The organism is Paracoccus sigandri (assembly GCF_003709565.1).
GTDB classification, from domain to species: domain Bacteria; phylum Pseudomonadota; class Alphaproteobacteria; order Rhodobacterales; family Rhodobacteraceae; genus Paracoccus; species Paracoccus siganidrum.
Window position 1 is genome coordinate 1 of record NZ_QNRC01000034.1, and the last position, 16,879, is coordinate 16,879.

16 protein-coding genes and 1 pseudogene are annotated in these 16,879 nt (G+C 61.2%); 11 read left to right on the forward strand and 6 right to left on the reverse strand.

The genetic code is table 11. The annotated features are described in order from the left end of the window. The first annotated feature begins 194 nt into the window (after positions 1–194). Positions 195–494, forward strand: a complete 300-nt coding sequence (locus tag C9E82_RS20300) for a hypothetical protein (protein ID WP_119898147.1) — start codon at positions 195–197, stop codon at positions 492–494. A gap of 455 nt (positions 495–949) precedes the next feature. Here C9E82_RS20300 and C9E82_RS24205 read toward each other — a convergent pair whose 3' ends face one another. Then, a complete protein-coding gene (locus tag C9E82_RS24205; RefSeq protein ID WP_147393085.1) occupies positions 950–1,132 on the reverse strand; it encodes a hypothetical protein in 183 nt (60 codons plus the stop codon). Between the two features lie 121 nt (positions 1,133–1,253). On the opposite strand from C9E82_RS24205, the gene C9E82_RS20305 reads away from it, so the two are divergent. From C9E82_RS20305 to C9E82_RS20325, 7 genes are all read left to right on the forward strand, one after another. Continuing rightward, positions 1,254–1,790 (forward strand): hypothetical protein, encoded by a 537-nt coding sequence (locus C9E82_RS20305; RefSeq protein ID WP_147393084.1) that lies wholly within the window; start codon positions 1,254–1,256, stop codon positions 1,788–1,790. A gap of 200 nt (positions 1,791–1,990) precedes the next feature. Further along, on the forward strand, positions 1,991–2,983 hold the full coding sequence (locus C9E82_RS20310; RefSeq protein ID WP_240643530.1) for a GIY-YIG nuclease family protein: 993 nt from the start codon (positions 1,991–1,993) through the stop codon (positions 2,981–2,983). A gap of 126 nt (positions 2,984–3,109) precedes the next feature. Next, positions 3,110–5,449: an AAA family ATPase gene (locus tag C9E82_RS20315; RefSeq protein ID WP_119898145.1), complete on the forward strand. Its 2,340-nt coding sequence runs from the start codon at positions 3,110–3,112 to the stop codon at positions 5,447–5,449. Positions 5,450–5,542: 93 nt separating this feature from the next. Continuing rightward, complete coding sequence (locus C9E82_RS24210; RefSeq protein WP_147393083.1) at positions 5,543–5,980, forward strand: DUF6634 family protein; 438 nt, start codon at positions 5,543–5,545, stop codon at positions 5,978–5,980. 54 nt (positions 5,981–6,034) lie between these two features. Further along, the gene (locus C9E82_RS24215) at positions 6,035–6,520 is read left to right on the forward strand and encodes a hypothetical protein (protein ID WP_221036003.1); all 486 of its coding nucleotides are present in this window, start codon (positions 6,035–6,037) and stop codon (positions 6,518–6,520) included. A gap of 154 nt (positions 6,521–6,674) precedes the next feature. Further along, positions 6,675–6,851 carry a hypothetical protein gene (locus C9E82_RS24650; RefSeq protein ID WP_170162067.1) on the forward strand — a complete coding sequence of 59 codons (177 nt, stop codon included), beginning with the start codon at positions 6,675–6,677 and terminating at the stop codon, positions 6,849–6,851. A gap of 144 nt (positions 6,852–6,995) precedes the next feature. Further along, on the forward strand, positions 6,996–8,690 hold the full coding sequence (locus tag C9E82_RS20325) for a recombinase family protein (protein ID WP_119898143.1): 1,695 nt from the start codon (positions 6,996–6,998) through the stop codon (positions 8,688–8,690). 143 nt (positions 8,691–8,833) lie between these two features. On the opposite strand, the gene C9E82_RS20330 is transcribed toward C9E82_RS20325, so the two are convergent. From C9E82_RS20330 to C9E82_RS20345, 4 genes are all read right to left on the reverse strand, one after another. Then, positions 8,834–9,853, reverse strand: coding sequence for a nucleotidyl transferase AbiEii/AbiGii toxin family protein (locus tag C9E82_RS20330; RefSeq protein WP_119898142.1), 1,020 nt, complete (start codon positions 9,851–9,853; stop codon positions 8,834–8,836). Continuing rightward, positions 9,846–10,439, reverse strand: a complete 594-nt coding sequence (locus C9E82_RS20335) for a DUF6088 family protein (RefSeq protein ID WP_119898141.1) — start codon at positions 10,437–10,439, stop codon at positions 9,846–9,848. Before C9E82_RS20335 ends, C9E82_RS20330 begins: the two co-directional genes overlap by 8 nt. 92 nt (positions 10,440–10,531) lie before the next feature. Next, on the reverse strand, positions 10,532–11,347 hold the full coding sequence (aac(3), locus tag C9E82_RS20340) for an aminoglycoside 3-N-acetyltransferase (protein ID WP_119898140.1): 816 nt from the start codon (positions 11,345–11,347) through the stop codon (positions 10,532–10,534). A gap of 4 nt (positions 11,348–11,351) precedes the next feature. Further along, entirely contained in the window at positions 11,352–11,759 is a 408-nt protein-coding gene (locus C9E82_RS20345; RefSeq protein ID WP_119898139.1) for a cupin domain-containing protein, read from the reverse strand. Between the two features lie 423 nt (positions 11,760–12,182). On the opposite strand from C9E82_RS20345, the gene C9E82_RS20350 reads away from it, so the two are divergent. Together C9E82_RS20350 and C9E82_RS24220 are read left to right on the forward strand one after the other, a co-directional pair. Further along, positions 12,183–13,028, forward strand: a complete 846-nt coding sequence (locus C9E82_RS20350; protein WP_221036004.1) for a hypothetical protein — start codon at positions 12,183–12,185, stop codon at positions 13,026–13,028. Between the two features lie 55 nt (positions 13,029–13,083). Next, the gene (locus tag C9E82_RS24220) at positions 13,084–13,878 is read left to right on the forward strand and encodes a pPIWI-associating nuclease domain-containing protein (RefSeq protein ID WP_147393081.1); all 795 of its coding nucleotides are present in this window, start codon (positions 13,084–13,086) and stop codon (positions 13,876–13,878) included. 19 nt (positions 13,879–13,897) lie between these two features. Here the strand turns inward: C9E82_RS24220 and C9E82_RS20360 are convergent, their stop codons facing one another. Beyond that, complete coding sequence (locus C9E82_RS20360) at positions 13,898–15,907, reverse strand: ATP-binding protein (protein WP_119898136.1); 2,010 nt, start codon at positions 15,905–15,907, stop codon at positions 13,898–13,900. A 103-nt stretch (positions 15,908–16,010) separates the two neighbouring features. Between C9E82_RS20360 and C9E82_RS20365 the strand changes: the two are divergent. Next, positions 16,011–16,874: pseudogene (locus C9E82_RS20365) on the forward strand (IS3 family transposase); the annotation flags it as partial. Positions 16,875–16,879: the final 5 nt, after the last annotated feature.

The window sequence follows — 16,879 nt, forward strand, 5'->3', positions numbered from 1 at the left end:
GGTCCAAATCCGCGCGGCGGTCCTCAACCGCTTCACGGCGCTCGGTATCCCGATGACCGTGGCCGCAGGATAAGTGTGTCCGGGGAATGGGAAAGTGCGGTCATCAGCTGATTTGCGCAACAGCGCCTCTTGTCACGGTGACGGAATATGGGTTTATTAATAGTGTCGGTCAGAAAATCGAAGAAGGACCCGACATGAAGATTACACCAGACACGGTCGAGAAGCTCCGCAGTGAGCTGGCAGGATTGCCGCCAAAGCCGAAGGCAACACTTACCGCACGCGATGTTGTGGTTGCTCTCGCGCCGGATATCCGCGCCCAGATCACGGGCGGGGGCTATTCCCTGAAAGACATTTCGGAGGAGTTGCACAAGCGCGGCATCAAGATCAGCGCGAGTACTCTGGGCAGCTATCTGCGCGCAATTGCAGCTGAGCAGAAATTCGGAAAGCCTGCCTCCAGGGCGCGCACAAAACGCAGCGTCTCGACGGAAAGCTGAGATCCAACCCTCCGGTTGAGCGTGCGGGCAGCATCCTTGCTGCCCGCGCTGTTTTTTTGAAGCCCCGACAGGCCCACGATTTTATCCGAGCAGCTTTTCGACATCACTCGATGCTTGACCACAGTCGTTTTTATCAGTGGGATAAAATTATTATTGTTTTCAATCATAAACTTACATTATCCCGAGACGGCAGACCGGTTCTGTGCAAGCGCCTGGCAGGTCAGGAGGCCCACCTTCAGCATTAAAACGGTATTCCCGGCCCGATAATATGGGGCGGCCTGTTCATGGAGAGATTATCGGACAACAGACAAGCGTTCCCGCCCCAAAAACAGGCTAACCTGCTCAGACCCCACCGGAAACCCATTCTGATTCCAGGAAAACCCGCCGATACAGATCATCTGTGCGGATATGTGGATTTCCATAACTGAATGGCCCGACATCACGAAGTTCTGTGGTCAATCCCTATCCGAAACTTGCAGCACATCTGCAAGCAGGCGCCTGAGCATTTCCGGCCGCGTTGGCAGGTCCGATTCCTCGCGGCGACGATCATCCAGTGCCTGGATCATTTCGCGCGGCAGGCGGAGCGTAATCGCCTCGGTATCAACAGGTGGGCGGCCCATTCTGCGTTTTTCTTGCATGACATCGCTTTTCTTTGTTGACTTGATGAATTCACAATGTCATAATGTGCGAGCGAAGGCAAGAGTTTGCACCTCCCACCCTCGCTCTGACCACAACCGATCTCGGATCAGGAGACCGCCCATGGCTAAAGCCATCCCTACCACGCCGCTTGCGGCGACTGAAGTGCTGCCGCATCTGGTCAGCTGTCCCCCTACCGCTATCTCGAGGATGTTTTCGGGCCTGCTGGACGCTCTCGCGCGCCATGCCGAAACCGAGCGCGATCTTCAGGGCATCGATATCTGGGATGTCGCTTGTCGCCATTGGCTGACCGATGCCGAGAATGCCTTTACCGATGTCGCGACCCTGTTGTCGGCGATCCAGCGCGAACGTCCTTTCCGTGTCGAAGATCTGCTTCTGCAGCGTGCAGCACGCCTGATCGACGCCATGATCGGCTCGGAAGAGCCCGGCATGTTCCAGCGGCTGCACTACCTGCTGCCGCGCCTCGATGGGCAGCTCTACCGGCCGGGTAATGGTCCCATCACCGAGCCGGTCAGGCAGATGCTGAGGACGGCGCGCGGTCTGATCGACGAACTCGCCTCGCTGCAGCTCTATGCCGAGACGAATGGCGACGAGATCGGTGGCCCTGCCCCCGAGCCGTGCGCGGAACTTGCCGCCTGACGGCCTGACCTGAGCAGCGCGCACTGCCGTTTCGCAGCCGCACGCGGATTTCTCCCCACAGCACCGATCATCACCAGCCATCCGATTCCTCGGGCATGGCTGGCCCCACACCGCACGCATCGCGCCGCATCTGCCGATCCCGTTGGGCCCGGCAATGGCCCCGCATGTCTGCGCCATCCCTTCTCATCGAGGATGTCAAGATGAACCTGAACAGCCACCCCAGCCACCAGTCGTCGTCCCAGCCCCAGCAGAAGAACATCCTGTCTGTGCATCCGGACACCCTTCCTCCGGAACAGTTTTCCTCCTACCCCGGCGCCATCCACACGCACTGGCAGGAAGCTGCACATGCCAAGGGCTTCAACATCACCGGGCGCATCCGCGACCGCTATCATCTCGCACTGCGCTGTCGCAGCTGCGGCCATGTCCACGCCAGCCGCATTTTCAACCTGATGTCGGCCGAGCCGCAATGTCCGGCCTGCATGCTGCAGCGCCTGGAGCGCGATGCCGAATCCGCAGGCCTGGTGCATCTGCAGCGTGACCCCGAGCATCGGCATTACAGCTTCTATCGCGCCGCCTGCGGCCATGAAGTCCGCCGCCAGCACGAGATGGTCAAGCGCATCCTGGCCGGGAAAGTGGCGCTGCGCTGCGAGACCTGCCACGCCGCGACCGAAGCGTCGGAGGCGCGCAAACGCGGCTGGATGCTGCTCGGTCCCGATCCGGAAGGCGATCCGAGCTACAGGCTCTACGCCCATGCCGCCGGCTGTGGCGCGTTGCAGCGCATCGCACGCGCGAACATGCAGACCGGCCGCTTCGAATGCAGCTGCTGCGGCCAGGGCTGGGCGGCGGCGCACAGCTATCTCTATGCCATGCGCTTCACCCTGGCGAACGGCCGCGAGCTGGTGAAGCTGGGCTACTCGCGCGACCCCGAGTCCCGCCTACTGCATCAGCTGCGCATCGACCGCGCCATGCCCTGCGAGATCCTGCGGACAGTCGAGATGGCCTCCGGCCACCAAGCCATCCGCACCGAGAAAGCACTGCATGCCCGGCTGCGCGCCGCGCATCCCGAGGCGGTCGTCGATCCGGCCAGTTATCGCGGTCAGATCCGGGTGCGCTCGGAGATCTATGACGCGACGCTAACACCGCTGATCCTGTCGATGCTCCACGGCATCGGGACGCAGCCCGCGGCCGCCTGACCGCCCCTCGCTTCGCAGCGCAGCTTCGCTGACGCAGAGCCACCCCCCCATCCGCGACGGCATAGCGGGCGCGCCAGACGGCGCGCCCTGCCCCGCCATGTTTTCCTTTTCCGAGGAGATGCCCTCATGCCCCATCAAGCAAACCTCATCCCATCCTGGCGAGCCTATGCCGACGCGGTGGTTGCACGACTGACAGCGGAGTATGCCACGCAGCAAGCGGCGCGCGACAAGGCGCGCGGCATTGCAGCCGCGCCGGCCGATCCCGACCCCGTCGATGAATTGCCGGCACTCCGGCAAACGGAAGTGCAAGGCGAGTTGGGCGACAGCCAGCCCAGCATGTCGTCCGAGGCGGAAGGCAAACCGCATCTGCCATCAGACACGGGGAACGCTCCGTGCGATACCGATGCGGATGAAGCGTTGGTTGCGGATGACAACCGCCCTGCCACGCGCTTGCCTGCACACCGCTTGTCGATGGCGATCCGCCTCGCGGCGACGATTGGCAGCGAGGCCGATATGCGGCGCTATACAGCACCCGAAGCGATCACCCTGATCACTGGCATTGCGCCCGCCCAGCTTGGACTTGCGCTGGGATTGATCCGCCAGCAGCTGTTCGCGCCGGGCGTGCCGCTGACGACGGAGCCGAAGCATTACGGGCCTGACGATACGCCGATTCTGCTCGCGCCCGAAGCGCGCGGTGACGAGATCACCGCGACCGGACAGCAGGCATTCCATCGCGGGATCGACAAGGCCCTGGAGCGCGATGGCGGGTTGATCCTGCTCGCGCCGGATGCAGGCTGCCTGCCGCCCGGCATGCAACAGGGCATTCCGAATGTCATCCGCCTGACAGCTCTGAATCGAGAGGTGCTGATCACGCATCTGCGTCACAGTCACAGTGCCACCGGCCGCATCGATGAGGATGCGGTTCGGGATGCGCTTCCCGATGACCGCGTGCTGGCGACCCTGCCCTTCACCGCATTGCGCCTGGCCTTGCGCGCCGCGACGGCGGGCAAGGTGGCGGAGCGCATCGCGGCACTCTGCGACTCGTCGCAGCAGGACGGTCCCGATCTCGATGCGATGAGCGGCAGCAGCCCGGCGCTCAATGCGGCACGCCGGATGATCGCCGATCTGCGCCTCTGGCTGCAGGGCAAGGTCAAATGGACGGACCTGTCGCACTCGATGCTGCTCTATGGCCCGCCGGGCACGGGCAAGACATGGCTCGCCAGGGCGATGGGCAACAGCGCCGGTATCGCTTGTGTTGAAGGGAGCTTCGCTGTCTGGCAAAGCGCCGGCCATCTCGGCGACATGCTGCGCGAGATGCGCAAATCGTTTGCCGAGGCACGACGGCTGGCACCCAGCATCCTGTTCATCGACGAGATCGACGCGGTGGGTTCGCGCGAGGATGGCGACACGCATGGCAGTCGCTATCAGATGCAGGTCATCAATGGGTTTCTGGGCGAGATGAACAGCATCGCCCGTGAGGAAGGCGTGCTCGTCATCGGTGCCTGCAACCACATTGACCGCATCGATCCGGCTGTGCTCCGCGCCGGACGGTTCGACATCAAGCTCGCCGTGCCGCTACCGGATCGGGCCACGATCCATGGCATTCTACGACGCCATTTACGGGACGAGATCGCCGATGACGATCTTCAGGCGCTGGCGACCATCTGCGTCGGCCAGAGCGCGGGGGCGGTGGATGCCGCAATCCGTGCCGCGCGCTCCGATGCGCGGCATGACAGGACGTCGCTATCGGTAAAGGCGATCCGCCGCCATCTCGGCATCGACGCCGACCCTGCGCAAGCCGCCACGGACTGGCGGGTGGCCTTGCATGAATGTGGCCATGCGATCGCCTGCGCTGCCCTTGGATGCGGAACCGTTCAGCGTCTGCTGATCCTGCCCGATGGCGGTCAGACGATCCGGCAGAGCGGCCCGCAGCAGGCCGTGCTGGAGGATCTCGAAGGCGAGATTGCCTACAACCTGGCCGGCCGAGCGGCCGAGCGCCTGGTGCTCGGCGATGTCTCGGGCGGTGCCGGCGGCACTTCGGATTCCGACCTCGCACAGGCAACCCGGCTCGCGCTGGCGATCGATGTGATCCTCGGTCTCGGTGCCGATGGACCGGTCTGGACCGCCGCGGCGGATTACGAACTGCTCCGCGATCCCGTGATCCATGCACGGGTGCGCCAGCGGCTTGAAGCCGCCGAACAGCGCGCCACAGATATTCTGGCAGCGCAGGAATCCCTGCTGCGCGACATGGCAAAAGCCCTGCTGCGCCAGCGCGAACTGGCGGGGCCGGAACTGCACTCATGGCTGACCCGGATCGCCACTGTCGAGCATCCGCGATACGGCCCGGCCTCCGAACGACCCGTCGACCATCCCGCACCGGGCAACAGTCACCGACATGCGCAGAGCGGTGACGACGCGCATCAGCCAACCGACAGCTCCCCATCGGAGCCCACGGCATCGGATTGATCCGGCGCCCCCGCCGCAAACAAGGCCGGCCCAATCATGCGGCTATCCCTGTTTCTCAACAAGCTTTCCTCTTCTCGACGACAGGAGCATCTCATGCATCATCAGCATCACGTTCTCAGGCACGTCTGTTCCGTTCTCGCGACTCTCGACGCAGGTCCGCCCCGTGCCGAACTCGCCACCGCGCCGATTCTGCAGCACTGGCAAACCTTCAGGACTCTGCATGGCAGCGTCGTACTCGCGGGATGCGTCAGCGGCCATCCCGTGCTGCGCGACGGCCCAATCTGCACCTCGGGGCTGCTGTCGCTCTGTCCAGCCGGCGGTTGGGCGCGCACCGTCAGCAGGTGGTATCGTCTCGGGACACCCGTATCTGCGGGAACGCCCGACGAAACACCGATCATACCGGATAATCTAGCGATGGCGCTGCTGATCGACGGCCTGCAACCGCTGGATCTCGTGGAAACCCAAAGCCTGCTGACGCTGATCAGGGACTGCCTGCGCACCGCGTGCAAGCGGATCGCCGAGAATAGCTGAGAGCACCATCGCGCATGAGATACCCTGGATCTGCATAGCGCACCTGCGTGTCGAGTGCAGAGCATCCTGCGAAGAGCCCGCGCCGGAGCCTTGTTGAAGGCCCCACATCCCTTTCCTGCCCGCAAGACCGTCTTTCTCTCGAGGAGTATGCGCGCCGGATCGGGATTGCCCGACACCATCCAGGATCTCTTTTCTTACAGAGAGGTATCCATGCAGCCTGCGGGGATCCTTTTTCCGGCGCCATCCAGGCGGCGCCGGTTTTTCACTTTCTTCCCGACGATGTTCCTGCGCATCCGCCTGCGGCGGTTTTTCTATTTTATTTCTTTTTCGACCAGATTCTGCGTTGCGCCTGCCGGCGCATTTTTACTTCTTGACTTTTCGCAGAAGACGTTTCCGGTTCTTGAGATATTTTATCTCCCAAACAGAATTATCCGGAACTTTCCTGTTCTTTTTCAATTCCCTGCCGATGTGCTTGCGGAACAGACAGCCTCCGAAGGCATGCAACCCATAAAATCGCCAGTTTTTCGTCTTCCGACATAGGTTATCCACATATTCCGGCATTTTCTCAGTCCCGATCGTCTTCGGAGTTTCTCTCGATGCCCTATAATGAACTCATGACCCGGGTGAACACCGGATTGATGGATGAGATGACCCGCGGGAGCCTTGCTCTTCGCGGCCCGAGGAAGAATTGCATTTGGCACAGGCAGGGCAACAAAGCGCGCGGCGCAAGGGCAAGACGGGAGCAACCGCTCCCGCGCCCACCGCGTCGCCTGTGCTGCCGTCCCTGCAGAAAGAGCAGTTGCTGGCCCTGGTCCGCGCCATGGCGCGCGACGCCGCCCGTGCCGATCATGCCGCCGAGCAACAGGGCTGAGCGAGAACCGCCGGCGCGATCCGGCTGCAGGGTACCGACACCGTATCCGCCCGACCTGTCGTGCCATCTCGGTACCCGTTCACCCACTTTCCCTCACCGCTCCTTCACCGCCAAGCTGAAGCCTGCCCCATCGGAGATCCGCCCATGACTTTGCGCGCCGTCATCTACGCCCGCTATTCCTCGGACCTGCAATCTGCATCGTCGATCGAGGATCAGATCCGGCTCTGCCGCGAGCGCGCCGCCCGCGCCGGCTGGCAGATCGTGGGCAGCTACGAGGACGCCGCCACCTCCGGCGCCTCGCTGATGCGTCCCGGCATCCAGCGCCTGCAGCAGGATGCCCGCGCGTGTCGCTTCGACATCGTGATCTCCGAAGCCCTCGACCGGCTCAGCCGCAACCAGGCCGACATCGCCGCGCTCTACCAGAACCTCACCTTCGCCGGCGTCGCCATCGAGACCCTGGCCGAGGGCCGCATCGACGAGATGCATATCGGGCTGAAAGGCACCATGAACGCGCTGTTCCTGAAAGACTTGGCGGCCAAGACCCGCCGCGGCCTGCGCGGCCGCGTCGAGGCCGGCAAATCCGGCGGCGGCAATGCCTTCGGCTATACGGTGCTGCGCAGCCTGACCGAGGATGGCGAGATCAGGCGCGGTGACCGTGAGATCAATCCGGACGAGGCCGCCATCCTGCGCCGCATCTTCCAGAGCTATGCCGACGGCCTGTCGCCGAACCGCATCGCCGACCTGTTGAACCAGGAAGGCATCCCCGGCCCCCGCGGCCGGGCCTGGGACAAGTCCACCATCCACGGCAATCCCAAACGCGGCACCGGCGTGCTCAACAACGAGCTCTATGTTGGGCGTTTGGTCTGGAACAGACAGAGCTTCGTGAAGGACCCAAGCACCGGCAAGCGCCAGGCCCGCCCGAACCCGGAATCCGAATGGATCATCACCGAGGTGCCGGAACTGAGGATCATCGACCAGGAGCTCTGGGACCGGGTCAAGACCCGCCAGGAGGGCCGCAAGATCGAGCAGACAGACAAGGAAGCCTGGGAGCGGCGCAAGCCGCGCTTCCTGCTCACCGGCCTGGTCAAATGCGGCTGCTGTGGCGGCGGTTTCTCCACCGTGGGCAAGGACCGTTTCGGCTGCAGCAATTCCCGCAACAAGGGCAAGTCGATCTGCACGAACCGCACCGGCATCACCCGCCAGGAGCTGGAGGGCCGGATCCTGTCGATCCTCTCCGAGCAGTTGATGGACCCGGACCTCGTCAAGATTTTCGTCGCCGAATACATCGCCGAGCGCAATCGCCTGGCCGCCAGCCATGTCGATGACCGCGCGGTCAAGCAGAAGGAACTGGCCAAGGTCATCCGCGACCAGGACGTGCTGGTGAACGCCCTGCTCGCCGGCACGCCGCCCGAGCGCATCAGGGCGAAGATGGAACAGCTCGAGGCCCGGCAGAAGCAGCTCGAGCAGGACCTGGCCGCGGCCCCCACCCCCACGACGACCCGTCTGCATCCGCGCATCGCCGAGACCTATCACGACCGGATCCAGGCGCTGATCGCCGGACTGTCTGAGCCGGAGGCCGAGGGCGAAGCCCGCGAGGCGATCCGCGGACTCATCGACAAGATTGTGGTCACGCCGGTTCCCGGCCTGGGCAAGCGGATGCTGCCCCAGGTCGAACTGCACGGCTCGCTGGCGGCGATCCTGGGCCTCAGCCTGGCGGTGGATCAGGCATGCGGACAGCAAAAAACCTCCTGCGAACAGGAGGTTGAAGAAAGTGTAGGATTTCTGGTTGCGGGGGCCTGCAACCACCGAGACCAACACTCGCTTGAAGTCTTTGTATAGAAAGAGATAATCGCCCTTCCTGCTACTCTCCGTGAACGCGAGAACCAAGCTCGAACATGGTAGGAGCCGTGACTGGCCCTATTCCTTGACCCTACCCTTCCCGCCCAATCTGTCAATGCCAAGCCGGGCCGCCAATCCGAACGCTACCCACCTAGTTTCCGATTAGCCCGGGCCTGGATGTCCCCACACAGCTCGATGACAGCCTCGAAGGGCGGCGCATCCGCGAGCAGAAACCCGTCCTCGGTCATGCGCCGGTAGTCATCGCCAAGCGCCGCCAAAGCTTCGCCCTGGGGGACAAGCCGCAGTTGCCCAGCCACAGCCGCACTGTAGTCGATCATCGAACGGTCGGCGGCCTTCTCGGAAAAGAACATCTGCTTGTGCGCGGCGACCGCCTGTGCCAGGTCGCGATCAGCCAGCGCGGCATCGGCAAGACCTGCCTCATCCAGCTTGGCCAAGTCATACCAATGCCGGGCAAAGCGATCACCGCGAAGGCGGGCCTGAAGGCAGAAGACATGCGCGGCAGTCGCCTTCTCCCAGAATGTCCGCTCGGCATGCATGACACGCGGCCGGGCCGCGGGAAAGGAAACGCCTTCGACAAAGCCGGCAGCGTCACAGTCAACCTCCCGAGGACTCGCCGGCTCACCGGTGGAGCGAGCCCCGAACTCCAGCATCACCGAGGGTGACACGTAGCCCGATCCGCGCCCGGCCGGTTCATAGTCGATGAACAGCTTGTCGCCCTCGATGCGGATGGTGCCCGGAAGGTCCTCCCTCGTCATCGCTTCGGCGATCAAGGGCTGGACATCCTTCTCCACCCATTCCGGCAGGCGCTCGCGAACCGCAGCGGACCAGCGCTTCTCCTCGCTGCGGGTTTTCGGCAGGACCTCTTCGCCGTCTCCGGCGAGATCGGGCACCAGCCTGCGTATGTCATAGGTCAGATCGACATCCTCGGAGAAGCGCTGGATGACGCCATAGGCCTTCGACAGCGAGGTTCCACCCTTGAACACGAGGTGCTCCCCGAACGCGGAACCGAAGAGTGTTTGCAGCGCCCAGACTACCCAGATATCCTTTTCCAGCAGATGCAGCGGACGACCGGAGCGATCGGCGGCCACGCGCAATGCCTCCCGCCGGTCCTCGGCCGACAGAGTGAAGAACGCCTCAGCCATGGGCCGCCTTGCTGACGCTTCTGGCAAGCCAGGCCGGGAATTGCGGCGCAGCCGTCACCAGTTCCATGAATGCCGCTGGTGGCAGCTTTCGCTTCAGGGCATTCAGCGCCAGATCGGCCTTTTCGGGCCCCAGCCAAGCCAGGGCGCGAACAGCCTGACCGGCCGGCTTGTCGGCCAAAGCAAGCTGCCAGCGCGGTGCGTGGCGCAGTTCCACGATCTGCTTGCCAAGGGACATCGTCCGGCTGCGCCCAGAGGTCAGATAGACCGACCGTATCGGAACCTGGGTAGTCAGGCCGAGGTCGTTCGCGGCCGCTGCACCGTTCGGCACGATCACCTCGCCGCGCTGCATCGCCAGTGCTTCGACGGTCTGTTCCACCGAAGGCGCGCGGGTGCCGAACCGGCTGGTGACCGGGCGCAGGTAAAGCCCCCGGCCGGCCCGGATCAATTGCCCGCGCTCGGCAAGACGCGACAAGGCCTGGTCCACCCCTGCCCGGCTGCCAAGATGCAGCAAGCCCTTCGCCGTCAGCGGCGTTCCCTCGGGAAGCCGCTCCGCATGCGCGAGGATCTGTTCGGTCAATCGTTGCATGGGTTTATCTCCTGTCAGGAATATATGCAGTTTTCTGACAGTTTGCAACGAACGCTCCCGGGATAGGGGCAGGCCGCGCCGTCACGGCGAATCTAAGGGTTTACCGATCCGAACTGCCGCTCGAGCCAGTCGACGCCGAAGGCGACGATATCCTGCGCGTCGAACAGATGGCAGCGCGCGGCGCCGACCATGCCCTCGCGGTGCCAACCCGTCTCGACATAGGCGCGGGCGATGGTCTCGACCGCATCCGGCTGGCCCTCGACCGCAAAGCAATCGAGGATGCCGTTCGAGTCGAAATCCGTCGCCGCTTGCCAGACCGTCCGGCCATCCGGGCCCGGCACCGGCATCTCGTAGCTGATGCGGCGCTTGCCGGGGATGTCGGCGACGGCCTCGGCGTAATGCAGCACGGTCACCGCATCGAGCGGCGCGCCCAGCAGCAGGGTCTTGCCGCCGAGGCGAACAAAGCGTTCCAGCGGCGAGCCCTCGCCCAGAGCCTGGCCCAGCCGGTGCGGTTCGACCAGGGTCCCGGCCAGCGGGCCGACCGCGACCATCGAGGCATCCGGGTGGGCGCTGCGCCGGGCCCCCGGCAGCTCTGCAAGGAACCGATTCAGCAGGCCGAAGCCACGATATGTCCCGGCGGTCCGGGGATCGAAGGCGGGCCAGGCGCGGCGCAGGGCCTCGTCCATCCGGGCGCCGTTCAGCGTCTCCTCATAGGGCGAGCGGTCCCAGGAGGCATATCCCATCACCGTGCCGCCCGGTGCCACAGCATCCAGCAGCGCCTGGGCGACCCCGGCCCCGCCGCCCTCGACCGGGCCGAGCGCCTTCAGCGAGGCGTGGACCATCACCAGGTCGCCCGGCCGCAGGCCAAGCCGCCGAAGGTCCGCCGTGATCGTGGCCTTGCCGCGCATCGACCTAGGGATTGTCCCTGAACCAATCCACGATGGCGGGCATGTCGCGCTCGAACCCGCCGGGGATGAAGACGTTCAGGACACCGACGCGCTCGGCGGTGCGGTTCCTGAAATCATGCGCCACGCCGGCCGGGATGCGCAGGAAGGTCCCTTGCGGCGCGTCCAGCCAGTCCGCCCCGGCCAGGAAGCTGACCGTGCCGGCGATGACGTAGAAGATCTCATCATTGGCCTCATGCGAATGCGCGCCCGGGCCGTCGGCGCCGGGCTCCAGCCACCATTCCGAGACGCTGTAGCGCGCAGCCGTCTCGTCCTCGTCGGCCTTGAACACCGCCGTCATCCGGCCGAGGGCGTAGCGCCGTCCCTCGCCAGGCGGCAGATGCAGGACGCCCTTGCCCGCGTGTTCGTCGCTCATCGCTGCCTCCCGGTGGTTGATGGACCCCAGCAGATAGCCCGCTGAGGCCCCGCTGTCAGGTTCCTCACCTCAGGAGGCCGCCCGAGAGCAAGCCAGACAGGCCCAAATGGCGGCAGCGCAGGCGCGACTTATGAACAGCAAAGGAGGGCGGGAAGCGGAAGCTCGCTGCGCTCACCACGAACGACCGCACTTCGCAGTAGTCGGACGATCAGTGCGCCCGCCGTGGCCGGGGTGGGCAGCGCACGAAGCAGAAGTATACGCTGATTTACTCAACGCCATGCCTGCTCGGAAGCAAGAGCGCGCAGAGGTTAAATTTCCACTGTGAAATTCCGCGCTTCGCCGCTAATTTCGCAACCATTCTGCCACGCCTAAGCGTATGAGAGCGAGTTAGCCAGAGGGCACATGGAAGTTTATTGCAGAGGAGTGGCGCGCATTCGTCATGCTTCGACCGACGAAGTATTTGAAATAGAAAGCCACGACCTAGACTGGGATGCCGTTGGCGGCGACAATCGCTCGATGGGATCTGAGATCCATTATGAGGCGACGATCGACCATCCGGAACTTGGCGATCTGACCTGGGGGCTTTGGGAATACCCTATAGGCATCGAAAACCATCACATCACCGATGCCGGCAAGCACGAGGTCATTGAGGATTTCGATTACGGTCTTGAACACGGCGAGCCAGAACCCGACGACTGGCTCGACTACGAGGCGCCTGCGAACCCTTATCAGGTTTTCATGGCGTCATATCATCATACCGGCGATTTGCTCGCAGACCACGGCGGCGTGCGTGGTAATGACCTCGTCAATCGAATGATTTTCTCCCAACAGATCACCGCGCTGGAAGCCTATCTCGGCGACACTCTGCTCAATGAAGTCTTGCGCGATAAGGGGGCCATGCAACGACTAATCGAGAAGGACGAGGATCTGGGGAGAGAGAAATTCACACTTTTCGAAATCTCGAGTGATCCAGACCTAGTCGAGCGCAAAGTTCGCACGCACTTGCGCAAGGTCTTGTACCACAACCTCAAGAAGGTGGATATTCTTTACAACATTGCTCTTGGCATTCGAATTTTCGATCTTACCTCCGACAAGGCGAGCATCTTCAAAGCAGCGTTGCTTCGCCACGATTGCGTCCACCGGAATGGCTACGATAGTGAGGGCAACGAACTTGACATATTCACTAAGGAGTTCGTCCAGGACACAGCCGACCTGATCAAAGCTTTTGTTGAAGGCATCCATCAGGCGGTAAATCGACGGCTTGTTTAGTGGTTGCCCTGCCGACGAAATGATATTGCTCAGATCCGACTAGAAGGGTAACCATGTGAGAGTCGAGGATCGTCTTCCGGATCAGTTTTCCCGCGACTTACTTGCGGGCAGTCTCATGGTCGCAAACGATCAGAACAATCCTGTTCGATTGCATCTTGCAGCGGCTGGATTGCGAGAGCTATTTGGACATATCCTGAATGCGGATGCGCCGGACGATGAAGTACGGGCATGCGATTGGTTTAAACAAGAACCAAACACGAAGACCGTTACACGGTACCAGAAGGCCATCTATTCCACGCAGGGTGGCCTATCAGACGCATTTGTTGAACAGTTAGGATTGGACGTCGACGATTTGCACCGCGCGGCGATCAGATCGATAGAAGCCCTGAACAAAGCAACACATGTTCGACCTGACACACTGGTAAATGACGAGGCGACCATCAAGTCATTCATCGATGAAGCATTGGTGGCGCTTGAGGGCCTCCTTGTGTCATTTTCTGAAGGACGAAGCGCCGTTAAAGAGGCCTTGGCGGACGATGTCTATCGCGCAATGTCGGACGCGTTGATCGAGCAGACCTTCGACAATATCGATATTCTGGCAGGCAAAGGATACGCAATCGACCCTTGGATCGACGATGCCGAAATCGAAGTTGAAGCATTGCGTTCACAGGTGATCGCTGTGCGCTTTTCAGGTGTCGCAAATGTCACCTTACACTATGGCTCTAAGCACGACGCAGCGGAAATTCAGCACGACTTTCCATTCTGGCTGAGGTTCGAAGCGCCAGTTGAAAAGCCTACCAAGTTGACTTTGGTTGCCCATCATTTCGACGATAGGTCCTGGTACAGCTGAACAAAGCGCTGCCCGAAGCCTACTCCGCCGCCACGCCTTCTTCTGCATCAAGGACCGAAATTCGTTCCTTGACCTCTTCACTCAGGTAGTCTGCGTTGATCGTGCGTAGATACCGCAAAGCTTCCTTGTCATTGGCCTGATACTCCAAGCGGCGCTTGTAAAAAGTCAAACGCCCTTCGGCCTCCTGGATGATCTCTCCCCAAGTCTTGGCCCAAACACGGATCTTGATCGGGTCATCGATTTCGAGGACCAATCCACGAGGCTTGTCTTTTTGCCGCGCTTCGAACTCTGCGTCTTTTGTGAAGCGGTTCGCAACCGCGACGAAGTCCCATTCCACGTTCGAGTGCTTGAAGCGGTCATCAAGCGCCACGGCCTTTGCGTACTTCTTGATTTGGTTGATGACGTCTTCGTTGAGGCTCTGACTTGGGCGCTTTAGTTCTATGACAAGGTGTTTGCGCTCTTCGTCGGTGGCCGTAGGCATCCGGCAAGACAGCATCAGATCAACAATAGCGGCTTTGCCTTCGGCGTCGAGAACTGGTGCATTTGGCGCGAGTGTATCCCGAGCAGTGCCAGCGTCACTGTCGCTACCCAGCAATTCGATATGGCTTCGCAATACCGCGGACAGATCCTCGTCGTCGTTCATCAGGTTGAACTTTTCTCCGAAAATCCATGTCTCTTGTGCAATAATCCGGTGAAGCTGCGACCGTTCGAGCAGCTGACGTTTAGACTTTGGGTCAAATACCAGAATTTGCAGGGCTCGCAAAAACTCGAGGCGATCGGTGACAGCTTTTGCGGCATTGATAACAGCTGTAAGCGAAGTCTTTCGAAGAAGGTCTGCCAGCTCCTCCTGCTTCGCCTTGGGAAGGTCTACGACACTCTCCAGAATTGCGGGCAGGGCACCCGGTCCGGTTTCAATTGCCGCCTTGACGAGCTGAAGGATCAGCTTTTGCTGCTTGGACGGAGCTCTATCGAAATCAGGGCTATAGTCGGCCAAATTCAATGCGACGACATCAAAGACTTGTCTTTCGTTTATCTCGATGGGATCAGACGTTCTCCCTTCATAGGGATAGATCTTTGCGTCTTTCCATTCTTGGATTTTTCCACGTGAGCGCGCCGCTTCGCGCTCACGAAAGTGCTCGCGTAACTTGGCTTTCGCCGCATCGACAAGTGCCATGGACGGTGGATCGAGCTCTACCAGCCCTTCTGTATTATCATCCGCAAGGTCCTGAAAATGGTCTGCGGTCAAGTATGTGGTGAAGTCAAAGCCACGTGCATGAATTCCCGGAGCCATTTCGTGGAAACTGAAACGGCCGGGTAGGCAAAGCATCAGCTTCCGCTCGACCTTCTTTTTCCATTCAATGATGTCGAGCGTGGCTTTGTACTCATGGCCATCTTCGGTGGTCGCCGAAATTTCATAAGGCGTCACGTCACGAATTGCGTCCCGTGCGTCGATTTCTTCTCCGTCATAGATGATACGGAAAGCAGGGTCCTCGTAGAGCTGGAGCGCGAACACATCCCGAACATGCTCGGCAAACCCGTCTGCCGACCAAATTTCGAAATCTCGAACCACATTCTCGATTTCCACAGTGCAGCCTGTGCTTGAAGACGGGATTGTATCTGAAATCGTGAAGCGCTTCAGATCCGATTTTTCACCACTGATCGAGAATTTCTTGCCGGCATGATAGGAAACCCACGTTACACGCTCGCCGAGTGCGAATGCCTTAAAACGTCCTTGCCCCTTTTCTCCATGAATTGCCCTGCCACCATCGGTCTTAATTGCACGCTTCTTCCAAGATCCACCCAATGATTTGAAGAATTTTTCGACCTCGTCGGCGGGAATGCCGATTCCATCGTCGACAACTCGAATGACGCCGAGCTTTGTTAGTTGACCCGCTTCTAGCTCAACCTTTACTTCGCGCGCATCCGCATCGTAGGCATTCCAGATGAGTTCCGAAATGGCTGCTAGAGGTTTCGCAGTAGTAATTCGCTGAATATGGTCATTTTCAACGTTAACTTCAATTTGCTGCACTGATCGGGCCTCGGGGTGCGTTCAAGTCCTGAATTAGTCCCATGTGCCGACCGTGTTTTCAACCTGAAAGAACAGCTTCCTCCCTCGTTTCATCGCGAGATCGGTCGAAGTCGGTGCGTCCAGAATGTTGCCTTGCCGCGTGCCGGCAGAGCGTGACATCCTGAAGAGAGCGGCTGCTTTTTTCGCGCGCGAGGTGATATGAGGTTCGCCTTCATCGCCAAGCATCGCCACATCTGGCCCGTCAGCTGGCTGTGCGAGGTCTTGGCTGTGTCCCGTTCTGGATTTCACGCCTGGCTCAGCCGTCCGACCAGCATCCGCGAGATCCATGACGCGAAGATCGTCGCAGCGATCGAGACGAGCTTCAAGATCAGCGACCGGACCTATGGCGCACGCCGCGTCTGGCGGGATGTCCTGGAAGAAGGACTGGCCTGCGGGCTTCACCGGGTCGAACGATTGATGCGGATCAATGCCTTACGAGCGCGGCCCAGGCGTCGGGGAAAGCCCAGGGACGATAGGGAACGGTCGGTCATCGCCGACAATCTCCTCGACTGGAACTTTCAGGCGGACCGGCCGAACCAGAAATGGCTGGCCGACTTCACCTACATCTGGACTGCGGAAGGCTGGCTCTACGTCGCGGTCGTGCTGGACCTGTTTTCCCGGCGCGCCGTGGGCTGGTCCATGAAGGGAAATCGGGATGCGTCGCTGGTTATGGATGCGCTTATGATGGCGGTCTGGCGACGCGGCAAGGCCGATGCTCTGCTGCATCACTCAGACCAAGGATCGCAATATACAAGCGAGCAGTTTCAAAGGCTTCTGGCCGACAATGGGATCACCTGCTCGATGAGCCGCGCGGGTAACGGATAATTCCGCGATGGAGAGCTTCTTCTCAACGCTGAAGACCGAACGGACAGCCATCAAGGTGTATCGAACTCGCAATGAAGCACGCGCCGACGTCGGTCATTACTGAACAGT